At 50.5% G+C, this 18,980-nt stretch carries 18 protein-coding genes; 6 read left to right on the top strand and 12 right to left on the bottom strand.

Annotated features, from left to right (window positions below):
- The first annotated feature begins 11 nt into the window (after positions 1 to 11).
- The 4 genes from B5M13_RS25685 to B5M13_RS25700 all read left to right on the top strand — a co-directional run bounded on the left by B5M13_RS25685 (position 12) and on the right by B5M13_RS25700 (position 2,946).
- The gene (locus B5M13_RS25685) at positions 12 to 947 is read left to right on the top strand and encodes a helix-turn-helix domain-containing protein (RefSeq protein ID WP_170061192.1); all 936 of its coding nucleotides are present in this window, start codon (positions 12 to 14) and stop codon (positions 945 to 947) included.
- 96 nt (positions 948 to 1,043) lie between these two features.
- The gene (locus tag B5M13_RS25690; RefSeq protein WP_080058390.1) at positions 1,044 to 1,583 is read left to right on the top strand and encodes a TspO/MBR family protein; all 540 of its coding nucleotides are present in this window, start codon (positions 1,044 to 1,046) and stop codon (positions 1,581 to 1,583) included.
- Positions 1,584 to 1,690: 107 nt separating this feature from the next.
- Positions 1,691 to 2,290: a Crp/Fnr family transcriptional regulator gene (locus B5M13_RS25695; RefSeq protein WP_080058391.1), complete on the top strand. Its 600-nt coding sequence runs from the start codon at positions 1,691 to 1,693 to the stop codon at positions 2,288 to 2,290.
- An 86-nt stretch (positions 2,291 to 2,376) separates the two neighbouring features.
- A complete protein-coding gene (locus B5M13_RS25700; RefSeq protein WP_080058392.1) occupies positions 2,377 to 2,946 on the top strand; it encodes an SRPBCC family protein in 570 nt (189 codons plus the stop codon).
- Positions 2,947 to 3,026: 80 nt separating this feature from the next.
- Here the strand turns inward: B5M13_RS25700 and B5M13_RS25705 are convergent, their stop codons facing one another.
- Positions 3,027 to 3,425: a winged helix-turn-helix transcriptional regulator gene (locus B5M13_RS25705; protein WP_080058393.1), complete on the bottom strand. Its 399-nt coding sequence runs from the start codon at positions 3,423 to 3,425 to the stop codon at positions 3,027 to 3,029.
- A 93-nt stretch (positions 3,426 to 3,518) separates the two neighbouring features.
- Between B5M13_RS25705 and B5M13_RS25710 the strand changes: the two genes are divergently transcribed.
- Positions 3,519 to 4,232 (top strand): SDR family oxidoreductase, encoded by a 714-nt coding sequence (locus B5M13_RS25710; RefSeq protein WP_080058394.1) that lies wholly within the window; start codon positions 3,519 to 3,521, stop codon positions 4,230 to 4,232.
- Positions 4,233 to 4,271: 39 nt separating this feature from the next.
- Positions 4,272 to 4,625, top strand: coding sequence for a SnoaL-like domain-containing protein (locus B5M13_RS25715; protein ID WP_080058395.1), 354 nt, complete (start codon positions 4,272 to 4,274; stop codon positions 4,623 to 4,625).
- Between the two features lie 243 nt (positions 4,626 to 4,868).
- On the opposite strand, the gene B5M13_RS25720 is transcribed toward B5M13_RS25715, so the two are convergent.
- The 11 genes from B5M13_RS25720 to B5M13_RS25770 all read right to left on the bottom strand — a co-directional run bounded on the left by B5M13_RS25720 (position 4,869) and on the right by B5M13_RS25770 (position 18,967).
- A complete protein-coding gene (locus B5M13_RS25720) occupies positions 4,869 to 5,714 on the bottom strand; it encodes an SDR family oxidoreductase (protein WP_080058396.1) in 846 nt (281 codons plus the stop codon).
- 88 nt (positions 5,715 to 5,802) lie between these two features.
- Positions 5,803 to 6,381 carry a TetR/AcrR family transcriptional regulator gene (locus B5M13_RS25725; protein ID WP_080058397.1) on the bottom strand — a complete coding sequence of 193 codons (579 nt, stop codon included), beginning with the start codon at positions 6,379 to 6,381 and terminating at the stop codon, positions 5,803 to 5,805.
- Positions 6,382 to 6,525: 144 nt separating this feature from the next.
- Entirely contained in the window at positions 6,526 to 7,254 is a 729-nt protein-coding gene (locus tag B5M13_RS25730) for an SGNH/GDSL hydrolase family protein (RefSeq protein WP_080058398.1), read from the bottom strand.
- 132 nt (positions 7,255 to 7,386) lie between these two features.
- Complete coding sequence (locus B5M13_RS25735; protein ID WP_080058399.1) at positions 7,387 to 8,700, bottom strand: Gfo/Idh/MocA family protein; 1,314 nt, start codon at positions 8,698 to 8,700, stop codon at positions 7,387 to 7,389.
- 24 nt (positions 8,701 to 8,724) lie between these two features.
- Positions 8,725 to 9,471, bottom strand: a complete 747-nt coding sequence (locus tag B5M13_RS25740) for a 3-keto-disaccharide hydrolase (RefSeq protein ID WP_080058400.1) — start codon at positions 9,469 to 9,471, stop codon at positions 8,725 to 8,727.
- Positions 9,472 to 9,489: 18 nt separating this feature from the next.
- Positions 9,490 to 10,437 (bottom strand): nucleoside hydrolase, encoded by a 948-nt coding sequence (locus tag B5M13_RS25745; RefSeq protein ID WP_080058401.1) that lies wholly within the window; start codon positions 10,435 to 10,437, stop codon positions 9,490 to 9,492.
- Between the two features lie 55 nt (positions 10,438 to 10,492).
- Entirely contained in the window at positions 10,493 to 11,773 is a 1,281-nt protein-coding gene (locus tag B5M13_RS25750; RefSeq protein WP_080058402.1) for a polysaccharide pyruvyl transferase family protein, read from the bottom strand.
- Positions 11,774 to 11,977: 204 nt separating this feature from the next.
- Positions 11,978 to 15,604 (bottom strand): cellulose binding domain-containing protein, encoded by a 3,627-nt coding sequence (locus B5M13_RS25755; RefSeq protein ID WP_170061193.1) that lies wholly within the window; start codon positions 15,602 to 15,604, stop codon positions 11,978 to 11,980.
- Positions 15,605 to 15,859: 255 nt separating this feature from the next.
- On the bottom strand, positions 15,860 to 16,276 hold the full coding sequence (locus B5M13_RS25760) for a sugar 3,4-ketoisomerase (protein WP_080058404.1): 417 nt from the start codon (positions 16,274 to 16,276) through the stop codon (positions 15,860 to 15,862).
- 114 nt (positions 16,277 to 16,390) lie between these two features.
- Positions 16,391 to 17,179 (bottom strand): PKD domain-containing protein, encoded by a 789-nt coding sequence (locus B5M13_RS25765; protein WP_080058405.1) that lies wholly within the window; start codon positions 17,177 to 17,179, stop codon positions 16,391 to 16,393.
- 87 nt (positions 17,180 to 17,266) lie between these two features.
- On the bottom strand, positions 17,267 to 18,967 hold the full coding sequence (locus B5M13_RS25770) for a RagB/SusD family nutrient uptake outer membrane protein (RefSeq protein WP_155297330.1): 1,701 nt from the start codon (positions 18,965 to 18,967) through the stop codon (positions 17,267 to 17,269).
- Between the last annotated feature and the right edge of the window lie 13 nt (positions 18,968 to 18,980).

The following is an 18,980-nucleotide window of genomic DNA, read 5'->3' on the forward strand; positions in this document are numbered from 1 at the left end:
AGCACCAATCCATGAACCAGCCCCCTATCCCGATCATTGACCCGGATACGTTTGTCGATCAATTCGTCGACGAGGATGCCCGCCAGCAGGCACGGCATCCCCATTCATGGTCCGATAGCCACTTTCCGACCAACCGTTTTTTTACTCTGATGCGGATTGAGGATTTTGCTCGCCGGATTGCATTTCCGATCCCAACCAGCCGGAGTTTTCATTATGATTTTATGCTCCTGACCCGTGGCTCCATTCAGCGGACGTATGGTTTAGAGTCTTACACGATTGGTCCAGGCATGTTTTCAGTGTACCGGGCAGGTGATATTGTCTCAACGGATAGCTGCATGGCCGATGCCACCGGATTTTATGGTCTGTTCGATGCTGAGTACGTATTAGCTACGCTTAAAAATCCTCATGCGTTAGCCGAACTGAGCTTTTTACAGCCTGATGCCAGCCCGGTATTGTCGCTTGGCCCGGTAATTTTATCGGACTTGCTGGCGCAATTAGGCCGAATTGAACGGGCACTTCTAAGCCAGCGTACGGATAGCCAGGCGTATATCAGCTCGTTGTTCTATGCATTCTTACTGGATGTGCAGCAGCAATATGGTCATCGTAAGCAGAGTCGTCAGCTAACTTCGTCGGCGTTGCTTACGGCCAACTTCCGGCAGTTGCTGACCCGTCATATCCTGAGCAAACGCACCGTAAATGAATACGCAGATTTACTGGCCGTAACCCCGAACCACCTCAACAAATGCATAAAAGAAGCCACCGGTAAGCCTGCCAGCGTATGGATTGCCGAGATGCTTCTCCTGGAAGCGAAGGTACTGCTTGGTCAACCGAGTTTGTCCATCTCGGAGATTGCTTACCGACTCAGTTTTGACGACCTATCGTATTTTGCCCGTTTCTTCAAAAAACATACCGGCCTCAATCCGACCCAATACCGTCAGCAGGCATAAATTGTGCGTCAATTGCCCCGATTTGTCCTAGTCCTGTGCTGAATAGGGCCGCTACTTTTGTGCTGTCGCGTTGAAACAAGAGCGGCACCTTTAGTCATGAAATCGACATCATTTGTTCAGGTACACGGCGATTCAGCGAATGGGTCAGGCACGGGAAGCAGGCCCATCTATGTGCTGGTTTTCTTTTCAATCGGTACGTTAGGGCTAGGCATGCTGACGGCCTATCTCAGCTTTTCGCTATTCCCATTCGATAATACCTACAGGTTACCAGTTATTTATCCACCCCAATGGGTGTTTTGGGTGGTTTGGCTTGTGCTCTACCCCACTATGGGTTTAGCGGCCGGGTATGTCTGGCTTCAACGAAATACGTTTGACATCCGGGGAGCCATGATCTACTACGTATCCATCTTGTTGACGAACGTTCTGTTTCTGCCCATTGCCAATGTGTCTAAGGGTAATCCAGCCATCATGACCTTTATGGACATCAATGGCGTGCTGACAGCAGTGCTCCTGGGCTGGCTGTTTTTGCGTTATTCAAAACGAGCCTTTTACTATTTGCTACCCTTGATTATCTGGATGCCGGTAACGACCACGTTTAAGATTTTGTTGTGGTTGGCTAACCCGACAAACCCCTGAATGCATTGACGGTCTTATGTTGACGTCAACTTGTCGACTGCGGCCCAATTTTCACCTTCTTTGCCCGAACATTTTCCTGGTGATCGGGCTTTTTTGTAGTTTGTTCTATGAACAATCAGCGACTTACCCCCGACCAGCGTTTGCGGCATCAGATTGAGCAGTTTGTACCCTTAACCGACGATGACTGGGGTTTGCTGGCTCCGCATCTAACGATTTCAACCCTTAAAAAACACGCCTTATTTGCTGAGGAAGGGCGCGTTTCGGTCGAGGTGGGCTTTGTGATCGAGGGGATGTTCCGACAGTTCTACACGAAAGATGGCGAGGAACGAACGACCTACTTTTTCTTTGAAAATCACTTTCTCTCGGCCTATATCAGTTGCCTAACCGGCAAACCCTCTCTCATTACCATCGAAGCCCTCAGTGACAGTACGTATATTGGCTTTCCGTACGCCTTACTCAAAAACCTGTTCGACCAACGCATGGCCTGGCAGAAGTTCGGGCGGCTCATTGCCGAATACCTGACCATTGGCCTGGAAGAACGAATGGCTAGCCTGCTCCTGCTCAGCCCCGAAGAACGCTACCTTGATTTGCTGGAAGGCAGCAAAAAGAAAATTCTGGAACGGGTACCTCAGCACTACATCGCCAATTACCTAGGCATTACACCCGTGAGCATGAGCCGAATACGAAACCGGATACAGAAAAAATAAGGCTCAGGTGATTCCTTATCTTTTGTTAACGTTCCGGGCGAGCGGGCAGGTGCAATTTTGTATCATCAAGTTAACCATAACGCAAGATGAACACAATCGCTAAATCAACCATGCTGGCTGCCCTGATGAGCGTATCGGGCTTTGCCGCCATTACCTCAAACAAGGCTACCCTGGCAGTAGCCCCCAACAAATCAAATGACCGATCAGCCAGCAAAACCATGAACGTACTAACAAACCCCAAAGCACCCGTAACGTGCAGTAAACGTATTATCATTAACGCCAGCCCCGATAAAGTCTGGAACCTGCTGGCCAACATCAACAACTGGGCGAGCTGGCAAACCGACATTACGAAACCATCACTCAACGGGCCCGTGCAACCCGGCACTACGTTCGACTGGAAAACGGGCGGGGCAGGTATTCACTCGACGCTGCATACCGTTGAACCCAACAAAAGCCTTGGTTGGACGGGTAAAACATTTGGCATGTACGCCGTTCATAACTGGACACTGACCGAAGTACCCGGCGGTACGCAGGTAGCAGTCGATGAATCAATGGAAGGGTTTCTGGCCGGGCTATTTAAATCGTCGTTCAACAAGAATCTGGCAAAAGATATGCAGCATTGGCTGGAACTGCTCAAAGCAGAATCGGAGAAGTAAAGAGGACAAGCAGCCATTCGTCTGCAAGTATCTCCTTGCAGACGTTGGTTATAACAGGTGAAAGCAGCACAAGGCTAGGTTTAGCGTGCAGACTGACTAGCCGCTTCGGCCTCGTAGCGCTCCTGTACGCGTTGGGTCAAGTTGTGAGCCAGCCCCCAATCGTACACCTGCGCCAGCAGCGGAAGGAGCGACTGACCCAGTTCCGCCAGATAATACTCGGTGCGGGGAGGCACTTCGGCGAAGATCGTTTTTCCGATGAAGCCATCCTGCTCCAATTCCTTCAGTTGCTGACCCAGCATTTTCTGCGATAGCCCCGGCAGTTGGTTCCGCAACAAGCTAAAGCGGTTTATGTCCTGGGCAATGTTCCAGATCAGGGCAATTTTCCACCGACCTCCCAGCAGGTGAAAGGTACTCAGAATGGGGCAGTTGGCTGTTAACTGCTTCGCGTTTTGGGTATTGGTAGACGTAGCTTTTCGCATCTCACTTTTTTGTTACAGACTCACTAATCCGTGACTACTTGAATGCCTTTTGCGAGGGATTGAATTTTGCACCGTCAATTCAACAATAAACCAATGGCATTCAGCAACAAGAACATCGTCATCATCGGAGGAAGTTCAGGCATCGGTTTCGCAACGGCTCAACTCGCCTACCAACAGGGGGCTACCGTCACTATCACTGGCACCTCTACGGCCACTGCTCAACAGGCGGCCCAACGCATCGGTAACGTAGCCGCTTACCCACTCGACATTACCGACGAACAGGCCGTTAATCGGTTCTTTAACCAACTCACTGCCATCGATCATGTATTTGTGTCGGCGGGTGGTACTAAGTTAGGCAGCCTTTTCGAGGGCAGCGTGGCCGACCACACCACACCCATCCAATTGCGACTACTTGGTAATATCCACGTTGTTCGGGCGGCTGCCTCCAAATTACGCCCTGGCGGTTCCTTTACGTTCACCGGTGGCCTTTCGACCGACCGCCCTGTGTCGGGAGCCTGGGTGTCGGGTATCGCCACAGCCATAGCCGAGCAGATGGCCCGCGTACTGGCGCTGGATTTGGCGCCCATCCGCTTCAATGCCATTTCGCCCGGGTATACCGACACCCCGATGTGGAATAACGTGCTGGGCGATAATCGGGAACAGGTGCTGGCTACTGTAGCGCAAACCCTCCCCGTTAAACGCATTGCTCGGCCCGACGAAGTGGCCAAGGCGGTACTTTTTCTCATGCAGAACGAATCCGTCACGGGTGAGGTGCTTCACGTGGATGGCGGAGCACGGTTAGTCTAATTTCAACCAATTTTTTCAAGTCAAAACAACCTAAAGTTCATGGCAACTGCAACCATTGAACAAGCCCTCAATGGGCTTGTCGACTTAGTAAATCAAGGTAAACCGATGGACGCTTTCGATACCTATTACCATCCCAATCTGGAAAAAACCGACCTCGACGGTGTAACCGTAACGGGCCTGGCCGAAAATTACCGCGTTGGCGAGGAGCTGCTACGCAAAATCACCGCGGTTCGGACGTTTGCTCATAGGGGTACCCTTGTGGTTGGGAACCGGAGTTTTGTGGTTTGGGAACTGGATTTCGACCACGCTGACAATGGGCGGGTTAACGTGACGGAGGTAGCCATTCAGGATTGGCAGGACGGCAAAATAATCCGGGAGCGTTTCATTGCCTGACTAGTCTCGCCGGTTACCACATACGCTATATCTCCCCGATTTGGCGTATGTGATCATTAAACAATCGTGAATTATGAATCATTAGAAAAGTAAATCATAGACGTTTTGTCATCCCGACGTCAGGAGGGATCTTCGGTAAGTTGGCGTACTTCGTCTCATGCGAAGATCCCTCCTGACGTCGGGATGACAAAATTAACTAACTGAAAGCTAATCCTTTACAGAAAAATCTAACCATAATTCACGTTAAACAACCGTTGGTTTGAAACCCTTTTCGACTACACTCCTGACGATCCCGTGGAACCAGTTTAGGGGTATTATCCGCCGTAAAGCCAGTAGCAAGGGCGACTGACCACCTACGGGATAGCGAAGCCGGAATGAGCGGTCGTTGGCGGCTACGAAAATTTTCCTGGCCACTACCTCCGGCCCCGGTGCATCGGCACCCGCTTTTTGGGAGTTGGCGAGCGTAACACGCACATACTCATCGTAGGCCGTCAACCCATCTTTTTGGAGCAAATCCTGCGAGCGGTCGTAGAAATCGGTTTTAATAGCGCCGGGCTCGATGTTTTTCACGCGGATGTTGAACGGCCGTAACTCAAACGACAACGCTTCGGTGAAGCCTTCAACCGCCCACTTGGTTCCGTGATAAATACTGTAGATTGGAAACGTAATGAGCCCGCCCATCGACGTTACGTTGATGATCGTTCCGTTACGTTTCTCCCGGAAGTAGGGCAGTATTTCGCGGATCACGTTCATCACGCCAAATACGTTGGTGTCAAACTGGCGTTGTACCTGTTCCGGGCTGGCCGCTTCAAATACGCCCACAGCCCCATAACCCGCATTATTAACCAGTACGTCGATGCCTCCGAAAGCCGTTCGGGCATCGGCGATTGCCTGCCGAATGCTGTCCATCTCCAGCACATCCAGCCGAAATAGCTTAACATTTGGGAGTTTACCAAGCTCGGTTTCTTTGGCAGGTGTCCGCATGGTAGCGGCTACGTTCCAGCCCTGCTGAGCAAAATAAAGCGCGGTAGCTTTGCCAATGCCCGACGAACTGCCGGTAATAAAAACGGTTTTGGTTGCCTTATTCATGATGGCCTGAGAAATGATTTTATAATGAAAAAATATTCAATTAAAGACTAAAAATTAAGACGACATGCTACGCCGTCTCTACAACTAGTTATCGTTTAACACCGTCCCAGATAACTGAGAATGTCAACTCCCAGTCGCTTTTGCTAATGGGTTGCTGCGAAAAAAGAGCCTGTTTGGCCAGTTCATTAAGCATACCACAAACCAGCGTGACCAGCAAATCCGGGTTGGCTTCTTTAATGATCATTTGCTGCTGACCTTCTACCACCAGATCATAAATGGGTTGCATAACGCTGGCTTCTTCGGCGCGTATGACCTCCGTTTCTGCAAAGTAAGGAGAGCGGAAATACTGTTCAAAAAAAGCGGCATACTCGGGATATTTTAAATTGTCATCCAGATAGTTACGGGTTATTTTCTGAATTTTAACCCGTAGCGGATCAGTAGCTGCAATCCCTGCATTGAGGTCGCTGAGGCTTTTGCGAAGCAGATAGGCATAGAGCCGCTGGATCAGGGCAGGCTTATCATCGAAATAGACGTACACCGTACCCGTAGCCACACCGGCCTCCCTGGCCAGGTCCGACATTTTGAGCCCCGATAGCCCGGTCTGCATAATGAGCCGCAGGGCCGTATCGAGTATGATCTTTTCCTTTGCTTCGTCTTTAGTGCGCATACCAATTGGCGTATTGACGATGCAAAGGAAAGTGAATATTTATTCATTTACAAATTTCAGATGAATTTTTATTCACTTTATATAAAAACAGACAAGTCGCAAAACCTATCAAACCATTTAAAGGCTTGTTTGCTTTTAAGCGTCTTACTGGCCGATGGGCGTTTTATCCGCAATTTTCTGCAAGCGTTCAGCCTCAGCTTCTGATAATCCGGCAGCAGGTTTACCGTCATGGACGATCTGACGGGGCAGTCCCATTGCCTGTTTGCTGGTGATGGTTCGGTACAGGATACAACCTGCCAGATAACTACCCGCCAGGTTCGGATGGCGTCCATCGGGACCGTGCAGAGCTATACTGTCGCGCAAGGCTAGTTTCCAGGCTTCACCCACGGGGGCTACCAGAGCCCCTAACTCCTTACCGATTGTCTGGTAGGCTTCGGTGAGTTTGGGTTGTTCATCGGGTGTGGCTTTAGCCGCCCAGGTAACATAGAACAGCGTTTTTGCTTTCGTTTTTTTAATTTCAGCGTCGAGTAATCGGGCATATTGAAAAAAAGCGTCCCGGTTTGTGAACGGTCGGACACTCTGCTCCTGAAGCACAACAAAATCCCAGGGTTTGCTATAAATAGCCGCTTTGGCCTTACCATCCTCCCATTGTTTTTGGAGGGTGGCCCCTCCTACCGTGACCGATGCGTAGCCAAACTTTATGCCCTTCCCTGCCATCAACTGGGCGAGTAATTCGGGGAGGTCGTTGCCATAGGTATAGCTGTTACCAATAAATAAAACCCGCACCGAATCAGGTTTGGTGTAAGCAAACAGACTTTCCTGCCCAATGGCATATAAGGCAAAAACCAGGATTAATAAACGAATTTTAGTCATAGGAGGTATCTGGGACGGTATTAATGGATTACAAAAATAAAATAACCACCGAGGCCCGGAGATCACAGAGTGGAATGGCTAAAAAAGCTCTGTGTTCTCCGTGACTCTGTAGTTACCATTTGTTTAGAATCGTTACACCTTCATTTCCCAGCCTTTTTCGTACTCCCGCTTCCAGAGTTGCGTAGCGGCTTTATTGTCTTTGATATGCCCGTTCGTCGTGTCACAGTGCAGGGTTGTGCCGGTACGTTGGGCGATGTTAGCCAGGTGGCAGAGCAGTACGCTTTTGTGTCCTTCGTCAATCGGTGCGGTTAGTTTCGTATTCTCCCGGATGGTTTCCACGAAGTTGGTGAAGTGCGTCAGTTCCAGATCCCCGGTTGCACTGACCGTGTTATTGGGGTCGAGTTTGGTACCCGGCTTGATCTCCTTCACCAGTTTATTTTTGTCATCAAAGATCTGGTAATCACCGCCACCTTTGTTGACCAGCGTACCTTTGTCGCCGTAAATGATAAAGCCCCGTCCGCTGCCGTCAATGGGGTATGAACTGCAACTCCGACCCTCCCAGGTGATGGCTTTCCCGTTGTCGAACTCAAACGTAGCGACTTGCGTATCGGGTGTTTGCCAGTCATCTTTAAAGGCATACCGCCCGCCTGACGACGTTACTTTCGACGGGAAATCGACGCCCATAAACCAGCGGCAACAGTCAATTTCGTGGTTACCATTGTTACAGGCTTCGCCCGTCCCCCAATTCCAGAACCAGTGCCAGTTGTAATGCACCAGATTGTCGCGGTAGTCCTGGCGTGGCGCTGGCCCCTGCCAGAGGTTAAAATCCAGCGTCGAGGGCACGGCTACCTTCTTACCGATCCCAATGGATTTGCGGGAATTGGTGTACCAAGCTTTGGCAAAATACGGGTTACCGATAGCCCCGTCCCGAACTTCCTTCGCTGCGGTGATGAGGGTTGGGAACGACCGGCGCTGACTACCAACCTGAATCAGTTTACCGTACTTGTTGCGTGCCTGAATCAGCATCTCGCTTTCGTGGGGGTTCTGACCGCAGGGCTTTTCTACGTACACATGCTTGCCGTTGGCAACACCCATCAGAGCCGCTGGTGCGTGCCAGTGGTCGGGGGCGGCAATGAGTAGCGCATCGAAGTCTTTTTTGGTCACCAATTCGCGAATGTCCTTGATGATGGTGGGTTGACGGCTGGCATCTTTAACCGCGTCCAGGCCGTTTTTGATAGCTTTTTCTTCTACATCGCACAGATAAGCCACCTCCACGTTCGGCAGTTTGGAAAACGATTTCGCATGATAAGCCCCCCGGCTGTTGACGCCCATTACGGCCACGACAACCTTGTTGCTGGGTGCGTTTTTACCGTAAATAGGGAAGTTCAAAATCGTGGTGCTGGCCGTAGCCAGTGTAGTATTTTTAACAAATGTCCGACGATCCATAGAAATAAGGTTTACTGGGTAAGGTTAGTTAAGTTCTTTGATTTTAATGCTACGGAAGCTCACCGCATTGCCGTGATCCTGTAGCAGGATACGCCCTTTTGGTGCTTCGCCGAAATGGTCAAAGTCCTTGTATTTACTCTTGGCGACTAATTCACGAAAGGCGGGCGACCCCCGTTCATATTCAAGTATTTTTATGCCATTTAAATAATGCTCGACATGGTTGTTGGGATATACCACAATCCGACCCGTATTCCACTGATCAGGTGGGTTCACAAATTGCTCCTGCTTATTGGCTTTGATCAGATCATACAGCGATGCCTGTGTGCGATTACCATCTCTGCCCTGCTTGGCATCGGGGTGTAGCTTATCGTCCAGAATCTGATATTCCAACCCAATGACGGCCCCTTTTTCGCCTTCGGATCGCGTCACGAAATACTTCAACCCACTGTTACCGCCGGGGGCTAACCTGAACTCAAAGCTCAAATCAAACGCGCTGAATTGTTGGATTGTCACGATGTCGCCCCCTACAATGTGTTCATGTCCACCCCTTTCGGCCACGCCAATTGTCCCGTCTTTTACTGTCCATCCTTTCTCAGGAAAACCATCTTTGTAGGCACTTTTCCAGCCCGACGAACTCGCTCCATCGAACAGTAGTTTCCAGCCGTTTTGTTTTTCCGCATCGGTTAGTGTATTGGGTGAATGCTGGGCCGTTGCCAGGTTCACAAAACACACCAATAGGGATAACATACTGAATATCACTTGCTTTATCATTAGATTTAGATGTAGTGGTCAGTTTTTCAATTGCCTGATGACGCGCCAAAAATCATCCGTCAAGGCTTTTTCATCGAGTTTACGATACGCTTTTATAAGCCGCTTTGTGTTTTCCGGGGGCGTCGATACATCCTGGATTGTTGCGTTTTGTGGCAGCAAATAAGCCTCCACCAAAGCCAGATCCCAGAGCGTACGGATTTTATCCTGCGGATTGGTTTCCTGCCAGCGCTGTTTAAGAAGTCGTTGGGCTAGAACTGTATCATCAATTTTATGATAGATCGTATCCCGCATAAAACGAAATGGGAGGGCGGCATCTATTGGCATTAAGGTAAGATCGACCTTCTGGTTATTCAGCAGATAATCGAAAGCGTTCAGATCATTTCTGATATTAAATTCGTTTTTGCTCCAGGCGTTGGTCTGCGGATTGTATTTAGCACCCAGTGCGAACCACCTGACGCGGGGAAGAATTGTAGAGTCTATCAGTATAGCAGAAGCAATATTTGTCAGGGCGCCCAGGCAGATTACGTCCAACTTCTCGCCTTGCCGTAACGTTTTAACTGTTCGAATGAGTTGCTCGGTAGCAGCCGATGGACGGGGTTCATTACCGCCCCAGGCCCGGCCAATCTGGCGGTCGGCACCGAGCGGATGCGGAATGGATAGTTTGCCCATTGCCCGCAGAATTTCTTCATTGAGTTGCTGGCTAATCGCTACAGTTTTGATGTTCTTCGTTGGGTATTGGTTCCACTTATCAAAAGCAACCAGATCGGCATTGTTGAAATGAGCGGAACTTAGTCCTACTACGTCAATGGAAGGTTCGGCCAGCAACCGTATAATGGCATACACATCATCGGTTTCGTTGCCAGTGTCGGCGTCGAGCCATACTTTTTGCTTCTGCGCAAAAACGCTGGTGCAACCAATCAGGAGTAGCAGGCTAAAAGTTAAGTACAGTTGGCGGTTGATGTACATGGGATGACGATTGGCACAATTGATTCTAAAAACTTAGGTTGTAACTTTCACTGCCTTATAACCAGGTTTTTCGTAAAAGCTGAAACGTTTTATCATATCGGTCATTAACGTTGGATAGAGCTTTCTGGACATTCTGCTGGGCGGCTTTGTAATTTTTCGTAACCTGCATCAGTCGATTCGTAATCTGCTGTCCCGTTGTCTGCTCGATCTCGAACGTCCAGTCGCCCAGCCCTAAATCATAGTACATCTGCCCTTTGATCGTATCCTGCGGTTGCCGAAGGTAAAAGCAGGGCGTACCATTCACGGCCGCCATAATGGGCGAATGGCACTCAAAACTGAGTACCGTATGCGCCTGGGCATACACAGCCGCAGCTTCGTCGGGGAGCCAGTACAGATGCCGGACGACCTTCGCTTTTACGTCGGCGGGTAGCGGATCAATCAGTAGCTCGTCCATGATGTCTACCTGATACGTCATTTCAGGACACACCAGCACCTTGTTACCCGTTTGCCGTACCCAGGCAATCATGGCCTCGCGGAGTTTGGCATGATCGGCTTCTTTCCACGCATCGTTCAGGGTATCGACTTCCTTTATTTTGGCATCGCTCCAGCCGGAATTCGCATTGATCCTGTAATAGGGCGTCATCCGAAGGCGGGGAATGGCGCAGATAAACTGACGGGGTTTGAGGTCATTGGCCGCTAAAAATGCCTTTGCTTTTTCATCGTCGCGGATGGTCAGCGCAAACGTAGCATCTGGCGCAAAGGCGATATGACCACCCGACAGCCCGGCTTTTCGTAATACCTCGATAGAAGCCGTTTCGCGGGTAAAAATCAACGACGCATTGGCCAGCAGCGTTTTCAGAGCGGGGTAAACATCCTGAATCGTAACGCCAAACAGTCCGAAAGGCTTATGAGTCTGAGCATGCCAGGCTTCCAGATAATCGGCAGCTACCACCAGCGGACCGGAGCCATGCAGAAAAAAATCAGCCTGCTGAAATGCCTGCTTCACCTCCTCGGCCTGCGGTACGTTATCTTTCACCTGGCTGTGAATGATGCGCACATCCGGGTAATAGTGGTTCAACATGGTTTCCACTTTGGCACTGCGACTACGTTTCCAGAGAATCAGTTTGGCTTGTGGCAGCCGTTTTTTCAGGAGCGCAATCAGGCCCGGCGTGTGGGCAATATCGCCAATATTGACATCCTGCCAGCCCGAGGTAAACAGAATAACGGGATCTGACTTACCCGTTGCCAGCACGATCCGGCTAGCCAGCAACGACGCACTCAACAGACTGGTCTGACGCAGAAAGTTTCTCCGGTTTATGTTCGATGTGTCATTCATTTCTTTATCGGTAATCTGTTAGTAATCAACACAAAACGCATTCACCTTAATTCAGCATGTCTGTTCAGCGTTTATGCCCTGAACCTGATGAACGCCTAACAACGAAAACAAGGCTTTTTTAGGCCCACACTACTGACTCAAGCCTGTGCCGTTCGCCATCTTTTTCAATAAACAGCGAACGGCTCAGGCTCAGGTAATTTATTCCTACGGCTTTATCAGCTTCAGCGTCTGGCTTTCTGCCAACGTACTGACCCGCAACAGCAACACGCCAGCCGACGACCGGCCAACCGGCAGCCGAATGTGCTCCGACGTAGCCGCCTGCTCGACCTGATGTTTCGTTACCAGTTGCCCCCGGCTATCAATTAGTTCGGCGCGCAGAAGTTGACCTTCAGCGCCTGTTACGTCCAGTTGAATGGCATCGCCCTGAATCGGATTGCCGAGCACGATCACCCGTAATCCTGATGGCTCTACCCCTACCCGCGCACCAACCGGGTCTGGCTCCTGCCCGTAAACCAACGTACCATTTATATAGGCGGTGATGTGGGTATTTTCCGACAATGCTCCGGCTGGTTTATACGAATAATCGTTGGCTTCGTTGAAGTTCGACCAGTCTGATTTATTGATACGTTGCTGAATAATACCCGTCGAGCTGAGTGGGTTCAGTTCGCCCAGTGTCGGCACAAAACTCAGTTCCAGATACGTATCCGTGCCCGCCCGATTCTCCTTAACAAATTTACTTTTAATGTTGCCATTACCCAGTTCAGCAAAGTCCAGATTGTAAACCAACGGGTTAGCTCCTTCGGCACTGAACCAGTAGCGAACCGTTACCTGGCTATAATCGACCGGTACATTGCCAGCGTTGGCCAGTTTCAGATACGTGCTAATCTGGTTTGTAGTCGAGGTGCTGTTTTTGTTCTGGGAATACACGTTCAACGCCGTTATGGGGGCAATAGCTGCGGGCTCGACACCCCCGACCAGCACTCCGTTTTTATAGATCGTGATCCGGTCGGTTTTGGTGTAGACCGCCGTTGGCGCAAACGAATAATCGTCCGATTCGGAAACGTTCGTCCAGTTCTGCTTGCCAACTCCGGTCTGGATTTCACCCGAATTACTACCTGCCGCCAGTGTTCCTGACGAGGCATCGAAGCTGTATTCAACGTAGCCCAAAGCGCCCTGCCGTGGCTGTGTCAACGCTACGTAGCGCATCCGGACTTTGCTGGTGCCCAGTTGCGCCCAGTATACTGACAGGTTGGTCAGGGGCGAAAAGTCTTCCACCGTCAGCCAATAACGAATCGTGATGTCGCTATAGGAGACAGCCGTATTACCTTCATTGTTGAGTTTCAGATATGGTCGGATGACATTGTTGCTGGGTAGGTTATTATCGCCGTCCCGGTACGACACGCTCAACGTAGCGGGAGGTGCTTTTACGCTAACCGTGACGCTGGTAATTGGGCTGATACAAACACCCACCTGGCAGGTTACGGCGTAGATGAATTCACCAACCGCCGAGGTCGAGACCACCAGTGAGCTACTACCATCAGGGCCATTCCAATTGACTGTTCCTGAGCAGTTCGGAACGGTTAAGGTCACATTACCCGTTCCCTGCGTGGCCGATACACTACTGACGTTGGGCGCATCAGGCGTAGCCAAACTCCCCATTACGTTGATAGAGGCCGAAGCGGAGCACCCCTCAGCGGAGGTGACGAGCACCGAATACGTGCCTGCCTGACTAACCGTTGCTGTATTGCCCGTGCCAATCTGGGTAGCACCGCTACTGAAGCTATACGTTAGGTTCGAACCAGACGTAGCGGTTAGGGTAACCGTTGGGCTGGTGCAGCCAATAGTGCCGCTGGCCGTCAACCCAGCCAAGGGCGATGCATTGATAGTCAGGTTGAAAGCTGTGGATGTCAGACTGTTAAACCCAGTAACAACGACGTAGTAACTGCCCTGATTGGCGGCCGTCACAGCCGAAAGCGACAACGTAGCGGTGGTGGCTGACGTAACGCCGGTTAGCGCGTTTCCATCCTTATACCACTGATAAGCCTGTACCGCACCATCGACCATTACTGAAACCCCTGCGGTAGCCCCCACACAAACGGCCGAGCCACTGGCGGGTTGCTGGCTAAATGAAATGGGCGTACCCTGGAATTCATAAGCGCCGATGTCGACACCAAGTCCCTGCGGGCGATCTACACCCAGAATATCTTTGGCGGCATACTGCTCTGCCGTGTTACTTCCGGCGTTGATAGCCGGGCTGGAGCTGGCCAGCCGGAAATCGCCATTGGCGGCATCGACAAACTGAGGGTCCTGCCCGACAATGTTCTGATTATTAGCAAAATAACCATTACCAACTGTACTGAATGTCAGGTTGTTATTCTGTTGAATATCAGAGCTGCCCGAAACCGAACTTGGGCTTTCTCCCGGTTTTCCATAGAAAATGTTGTTAAAAATGCGGGCACCAATTGAACCCTGCATAATAAGTTCATTGTCGATGCCAACGCCAAACCCGCCATCGCTTTGCCCATTCTGATACGTAGTGTTATTGCGGATAATCGCATTATCGGAGTAATTGATATTGATACCGCGGCCGCCGTTCTTGTAGCACAGGTTATTCTCGACAAGGAATTTACCGGTATAGTCGCCCAGGGGATTTTTAATAGCAGCGGCATTATTGGGATCGGCGCCCCGGTTATTGTCGAGAATGATACCGTTTCCATCGTAAAACTTACAGTTCGTACCCGTGCCGCCGATGTTCCAGGCGACTTTGAGGATATTACCAAAGCTGCGGTTCCGGCGAACAATCATTCTGGTATCGGTAGAATTATCATAATTCCAGGAATTGAAGATGCTTATGCCGCTGGTTCCATACACGGTGTACCAGGAAGTATTGGCCAACATGTTGTCTTCAATCGTGATGTAGTCGGCTTCAATGGCTGATACACCAGCCCCCGCACAATCGTGGACGTTATTGTTGGCAATGACAATGTGGTGGGGACGAAGATTTCCCCCCGTGCGGCCTGTGACCGAAATGCCATTCCCGTTGAATCGGGCAATTGGCGTTGCTGCCGGACTCGGCCCCTCGCAGGCACCGGGTTGCGCCTGAGCCTGCGCCAGGGTTATGTTCGCGTTATTGCCGATGATTTCAAATCCCTGAATCCGGATGTAGGCGGCTGCCGGTAATACATTGAAAGCCTGCCAGTTGTTGTTACCCAACTGCAAAACGGGCTTGTCGGCTTTGTAGGGCATAAACACAATCCATTTACCGGCCAAGCCAGTACGTTGAATACTGACAATGTTGGTGCTCGTCCCGGTGTAGGTACCTGCCATTACAAAAACGGTATCGCCGGGTGCCATCCGATCAGCCGCTTTCTGGATGGTGTTAACGGGTAAGGCTTCCGTTCCTGCCGTGTTGGCTGCCGGGGCCGATGCGCTTACGTACCAGTTTCGGGTGCTGGTGTAGGTAGCCGGATAGACGGTGATACCATTGTAGCCCGTGCCAGCCTGAATAGCCGTAGCAGAGGCCGAGTTGGTAACCACCGCCCGAAGCTGATAACTTCGTCCATTGGCGGGCACTGCGGGGGCTGTCCAGACAATCGAGTAGGGAGCCGTCAGGTCTTCTCCAATTTTGGTGTACGTTCCCGAGAAGGCCGCATCGTAAAAAAACTCTACTTTGGTAATAGTTGTACCGGCCGGGGTCGTTGCTGTGGCCTGAATAGTAATTTCTGCGCCCGATATGTAGGAGGAATTGAACTGTGGAAAGGTCATACCCGCCGAGAGGGTCTGCGCCTGAACAGCCGCTGATACGGCCCATAAAATTACTAGAGCGAACAAGGATGCTCGATACGGAGCAAACGAGCCTGCTTTACTTCCTGGCGTCCTGACTGTTTGTCGGCTTAAAACCAACCATTTGTTTTGGTAAACTTTCATCATTGAGTTTTTTTACTGGTAAGGAAAGATTGAGTGACGTATGTTCAGCTAAGTGGGATAGAGAATTCAACACGTTCCCGACCGAAGCCAGAGGGTTCAGATAGGTATTGACATAAAGTCAAAAAGAAATAAACGACGGTATAAAAATTAACCGCTACGTTAAATAGTGATGGTATTTATCGACTCTTTACGAACTATGTTGATCGTCTCATCGGATGGGCGTTCATAGATGTAATCTTTCTCGTTGTAATACTCATTGGATATGACCAGCACAATAGCCGAATCCCGAAAGTTTTCTAACAGATGCCAGTCGTTGGGTTGGAGAACCAGGCATTGATCCGAGCTGACCAACGAATAACATCTGGTATACCTGCCTGTTTCAACCAGTACATCGACACTACCCTGAAGGCAGACCAATGCCTGCCAGGCTCTGTAATGCCGATGCCCACCACGCGTAGCGCCATCCGCATTAGCGATATAAAAGATGCGTTTGATCGATCCAGGAAGGATATGTTCTAAAACGGTCAAATCACCCCGTTCGCAGGAATACTGAGCCAGTTTCAACAATAGAGCCATTCATCGAAAGAAAATGCTTCCCCAAACCTGTGGGGAAGCGTTTACGAAACCAACCTATCAATGGAAACAAATAAGAGCATACTTGGGGCAGCGAATAGTAATTAATACAGGCTCCTACGGTATGGTCACCGACGTTATTTTTTGGGCAGCATCGGCACTACCTGTAATACCCGTAGCGGTCAGGGTAACCGTATACGTACCGGCTTTGGTGTAGGTGTAAATTGGAGCTGGGTCAGCCACAGCCGCCGAGCCGTCGCCAAAATCCCAGGAATAACTAACGGCATTCACCGAGGTGTTGGTAAATGTAATCTTCTGAGGTACCGTGGCATCGGCTTTGGTTGTAAAATTGGGGGTAGGTTTTAGAATGGTGGGATCGAAGGAAATGACCGTCGTTTTGAGCAATGGATTGACAGGGGTCTGTGCACTCGCAATACCAACCGCAACGGCCAGTTTCTGCGTTGGATTCGCGCGCAGATAGTCCAGGTCGATGGTCAGGTTGAACACAGCCGACTCTTGTCCGTTCGGAATAATAATCGAATTCGGCAGCTCAAATTTATCGGTGGGTAAGGCCATCGTTCCTATTAATGCACTAGTGCTGATAAGCTTACTGACGGTATCGGCATTGGCAGCAATCGTTACGGGCACATCGCCATCGGCCGAAACGCCACCCCGAAACACGCCGAGGGGCACAATTATTTTTTTAGCCGTCAGGTCGACCGTGAACCGGTACGTACCCGAGGTTGAAATACTGTTGATGGTAAACAGGCCGTTTTTAGCCGTTGGCATATAAATGATCTGTTGGGGATAGCTGGCTTTGGCGAGTTCCTCGTAGGTACACGAGCTCAGTAACAGGCTGAACCCAAAGAAGACGAGCGCCAGTCGAGTGGTATAGGAAGTGATCATGAGGTTGTACGTTAGGCGCAAACAGGCTCCGGCTGTCTGTTGATGTATGTCTTAGGCAAACAGCCGGAGCCTGTTTGCGCCGGGTGTTTACCAGCCGGGGTTCTGAACCAGCCCTTTTGAGGCATTCAGTTCGCCCTGTGGAATTGGATACAGATACATCTTCGGTTCAAATACCCGGTTTTCGACCACAATCGGCTTATAGGTGAACGTCCCGTCGCCGTTTTTGGTAATGTCGACACCCATCAGGGGAGCACCCAGGTATTGGGGCCCCTGTAGCCACCGCCGAACGTCCCAGCCCCGGTGATCTTCAAAAGCCAGTTCAACCCGACGTTCATTCCGAATCCGCTCCCGCATTTCGGCCTGCGATAATCCGGTAGGCAGACCAGGCAGACCAACCCCTGTTCGGGTACGTACTTTATCGACATAGGTTTTAATGTCGGCATGGCCGGGCGAGACTTCGTTTAGCGCTTCGGCGTAATTCAGGTAGACTTCAGCAAGCCGGAATATATTCCAGGAATACACGCTCGTGTTGTTAAGCAATAGATTCAGGTTTTCGTTAACGTACTTCTTCAGGTAATACCCCGTTTTTGTGGCGTTGACAATACCCTTCCCATCCCGGCCACCGGACCAGGCTTCCACATTCCGGCCTTTATAGGACGTATTGTTCAGAATAATATTGAGCCCCAGACGCGGGTCGCGGTTGGCATAGGGATTGGCGGCCTGAACGGGATTGTTCCAGTTGAATTTCGTGCCGTCGGTCATCTCATAGGCATCGACCAGATTCTGGGACGGTGTTGTACCACTGTTGCCCAGATCGTACCCAATGGGGTAGTTCGCTTTCTCGAACTCGTTAGAGGCTGAATTTCGGCGGGAGTAAATAATTTCCGGTAAGGTATAGCTATTCGTAATGAACAGATTCCGGTAGTTGGTATTCAGGGCATAGCCCGTACCGGCCAGGTCAATGACGGCTTTGGCGGCATCGGCGGCCGCTTTCCAACGCGCCTGACGGTCGCCGGTGAGCGCGATGAGTTCCAGATTGCCGTAGCCACTTGCCCAGGTAGGTGTGTTAAACAAATCGCTGGCGGCATAGAGCAGCACCCGGCTTTTCAGGGCCAGAGCAGCGCCCTTTGTAGCCCGTCCCAAATCGGTAGCCGCGTAGGTAATGGGCAAGTTCTTGGCCGCCGAATCGCACTCCGCCGTAATGTACTGCATACACTCAGCCAGAGTATTTCGCTTTGTCGCCTGAAAATTATCGTCTACGGAAAAAATCTGGGTGACAATCGGTACCCCACCATAGCGTTTGACCAGCTCGAAGTAAAAATAGGCTCTCAAAAACCGGGCTTCGTATTTCCACCGTTTAATGTCATTTAGCCGGTTCTGATAAATGGTCTGGGCAGAAGGTGCCGGATCAAGCCGATACTGGTCCAGATTGACGCTATCCGTCGCAATCAGGAACTGGTTTACTTTCCGAATACCCTGGTAGAAATTAGCCCAAAGATTGTCGGGGTTGTCAATAGCATTCCACGAGCCATTATTAAATTTCTGGACATTCGAAGTTTCGAGTGTATGTTCGGCTTCATCGGTTGCCGACGCGGTCATAGCCCCATCAATCTGGAGGTACCCCGCAGGCACATTGGTATAGAGTGAGTTGACCCGGTACAGGGTATAATCATAGGACCGGATAAGTTGTTGCTGCGTTATATCGGTGATGAGTTCCCGATCCAGATTCTCGCAGCTAGTCAGCCAGACAACCGAAGCCACAAAGAGGAGAGAAAATATAGATTTCATAGTGTTTATCTTG

The sequence above is a fragment of the Spirosoma aerolatum genome, from assembly GCF_002056795.1.
Lineage (GTDB): Bacteria > Bacteroidota > Bacteroidia > Cytophagales > Spirosomataceae > Spirosoma > Spirosoma aerolatum.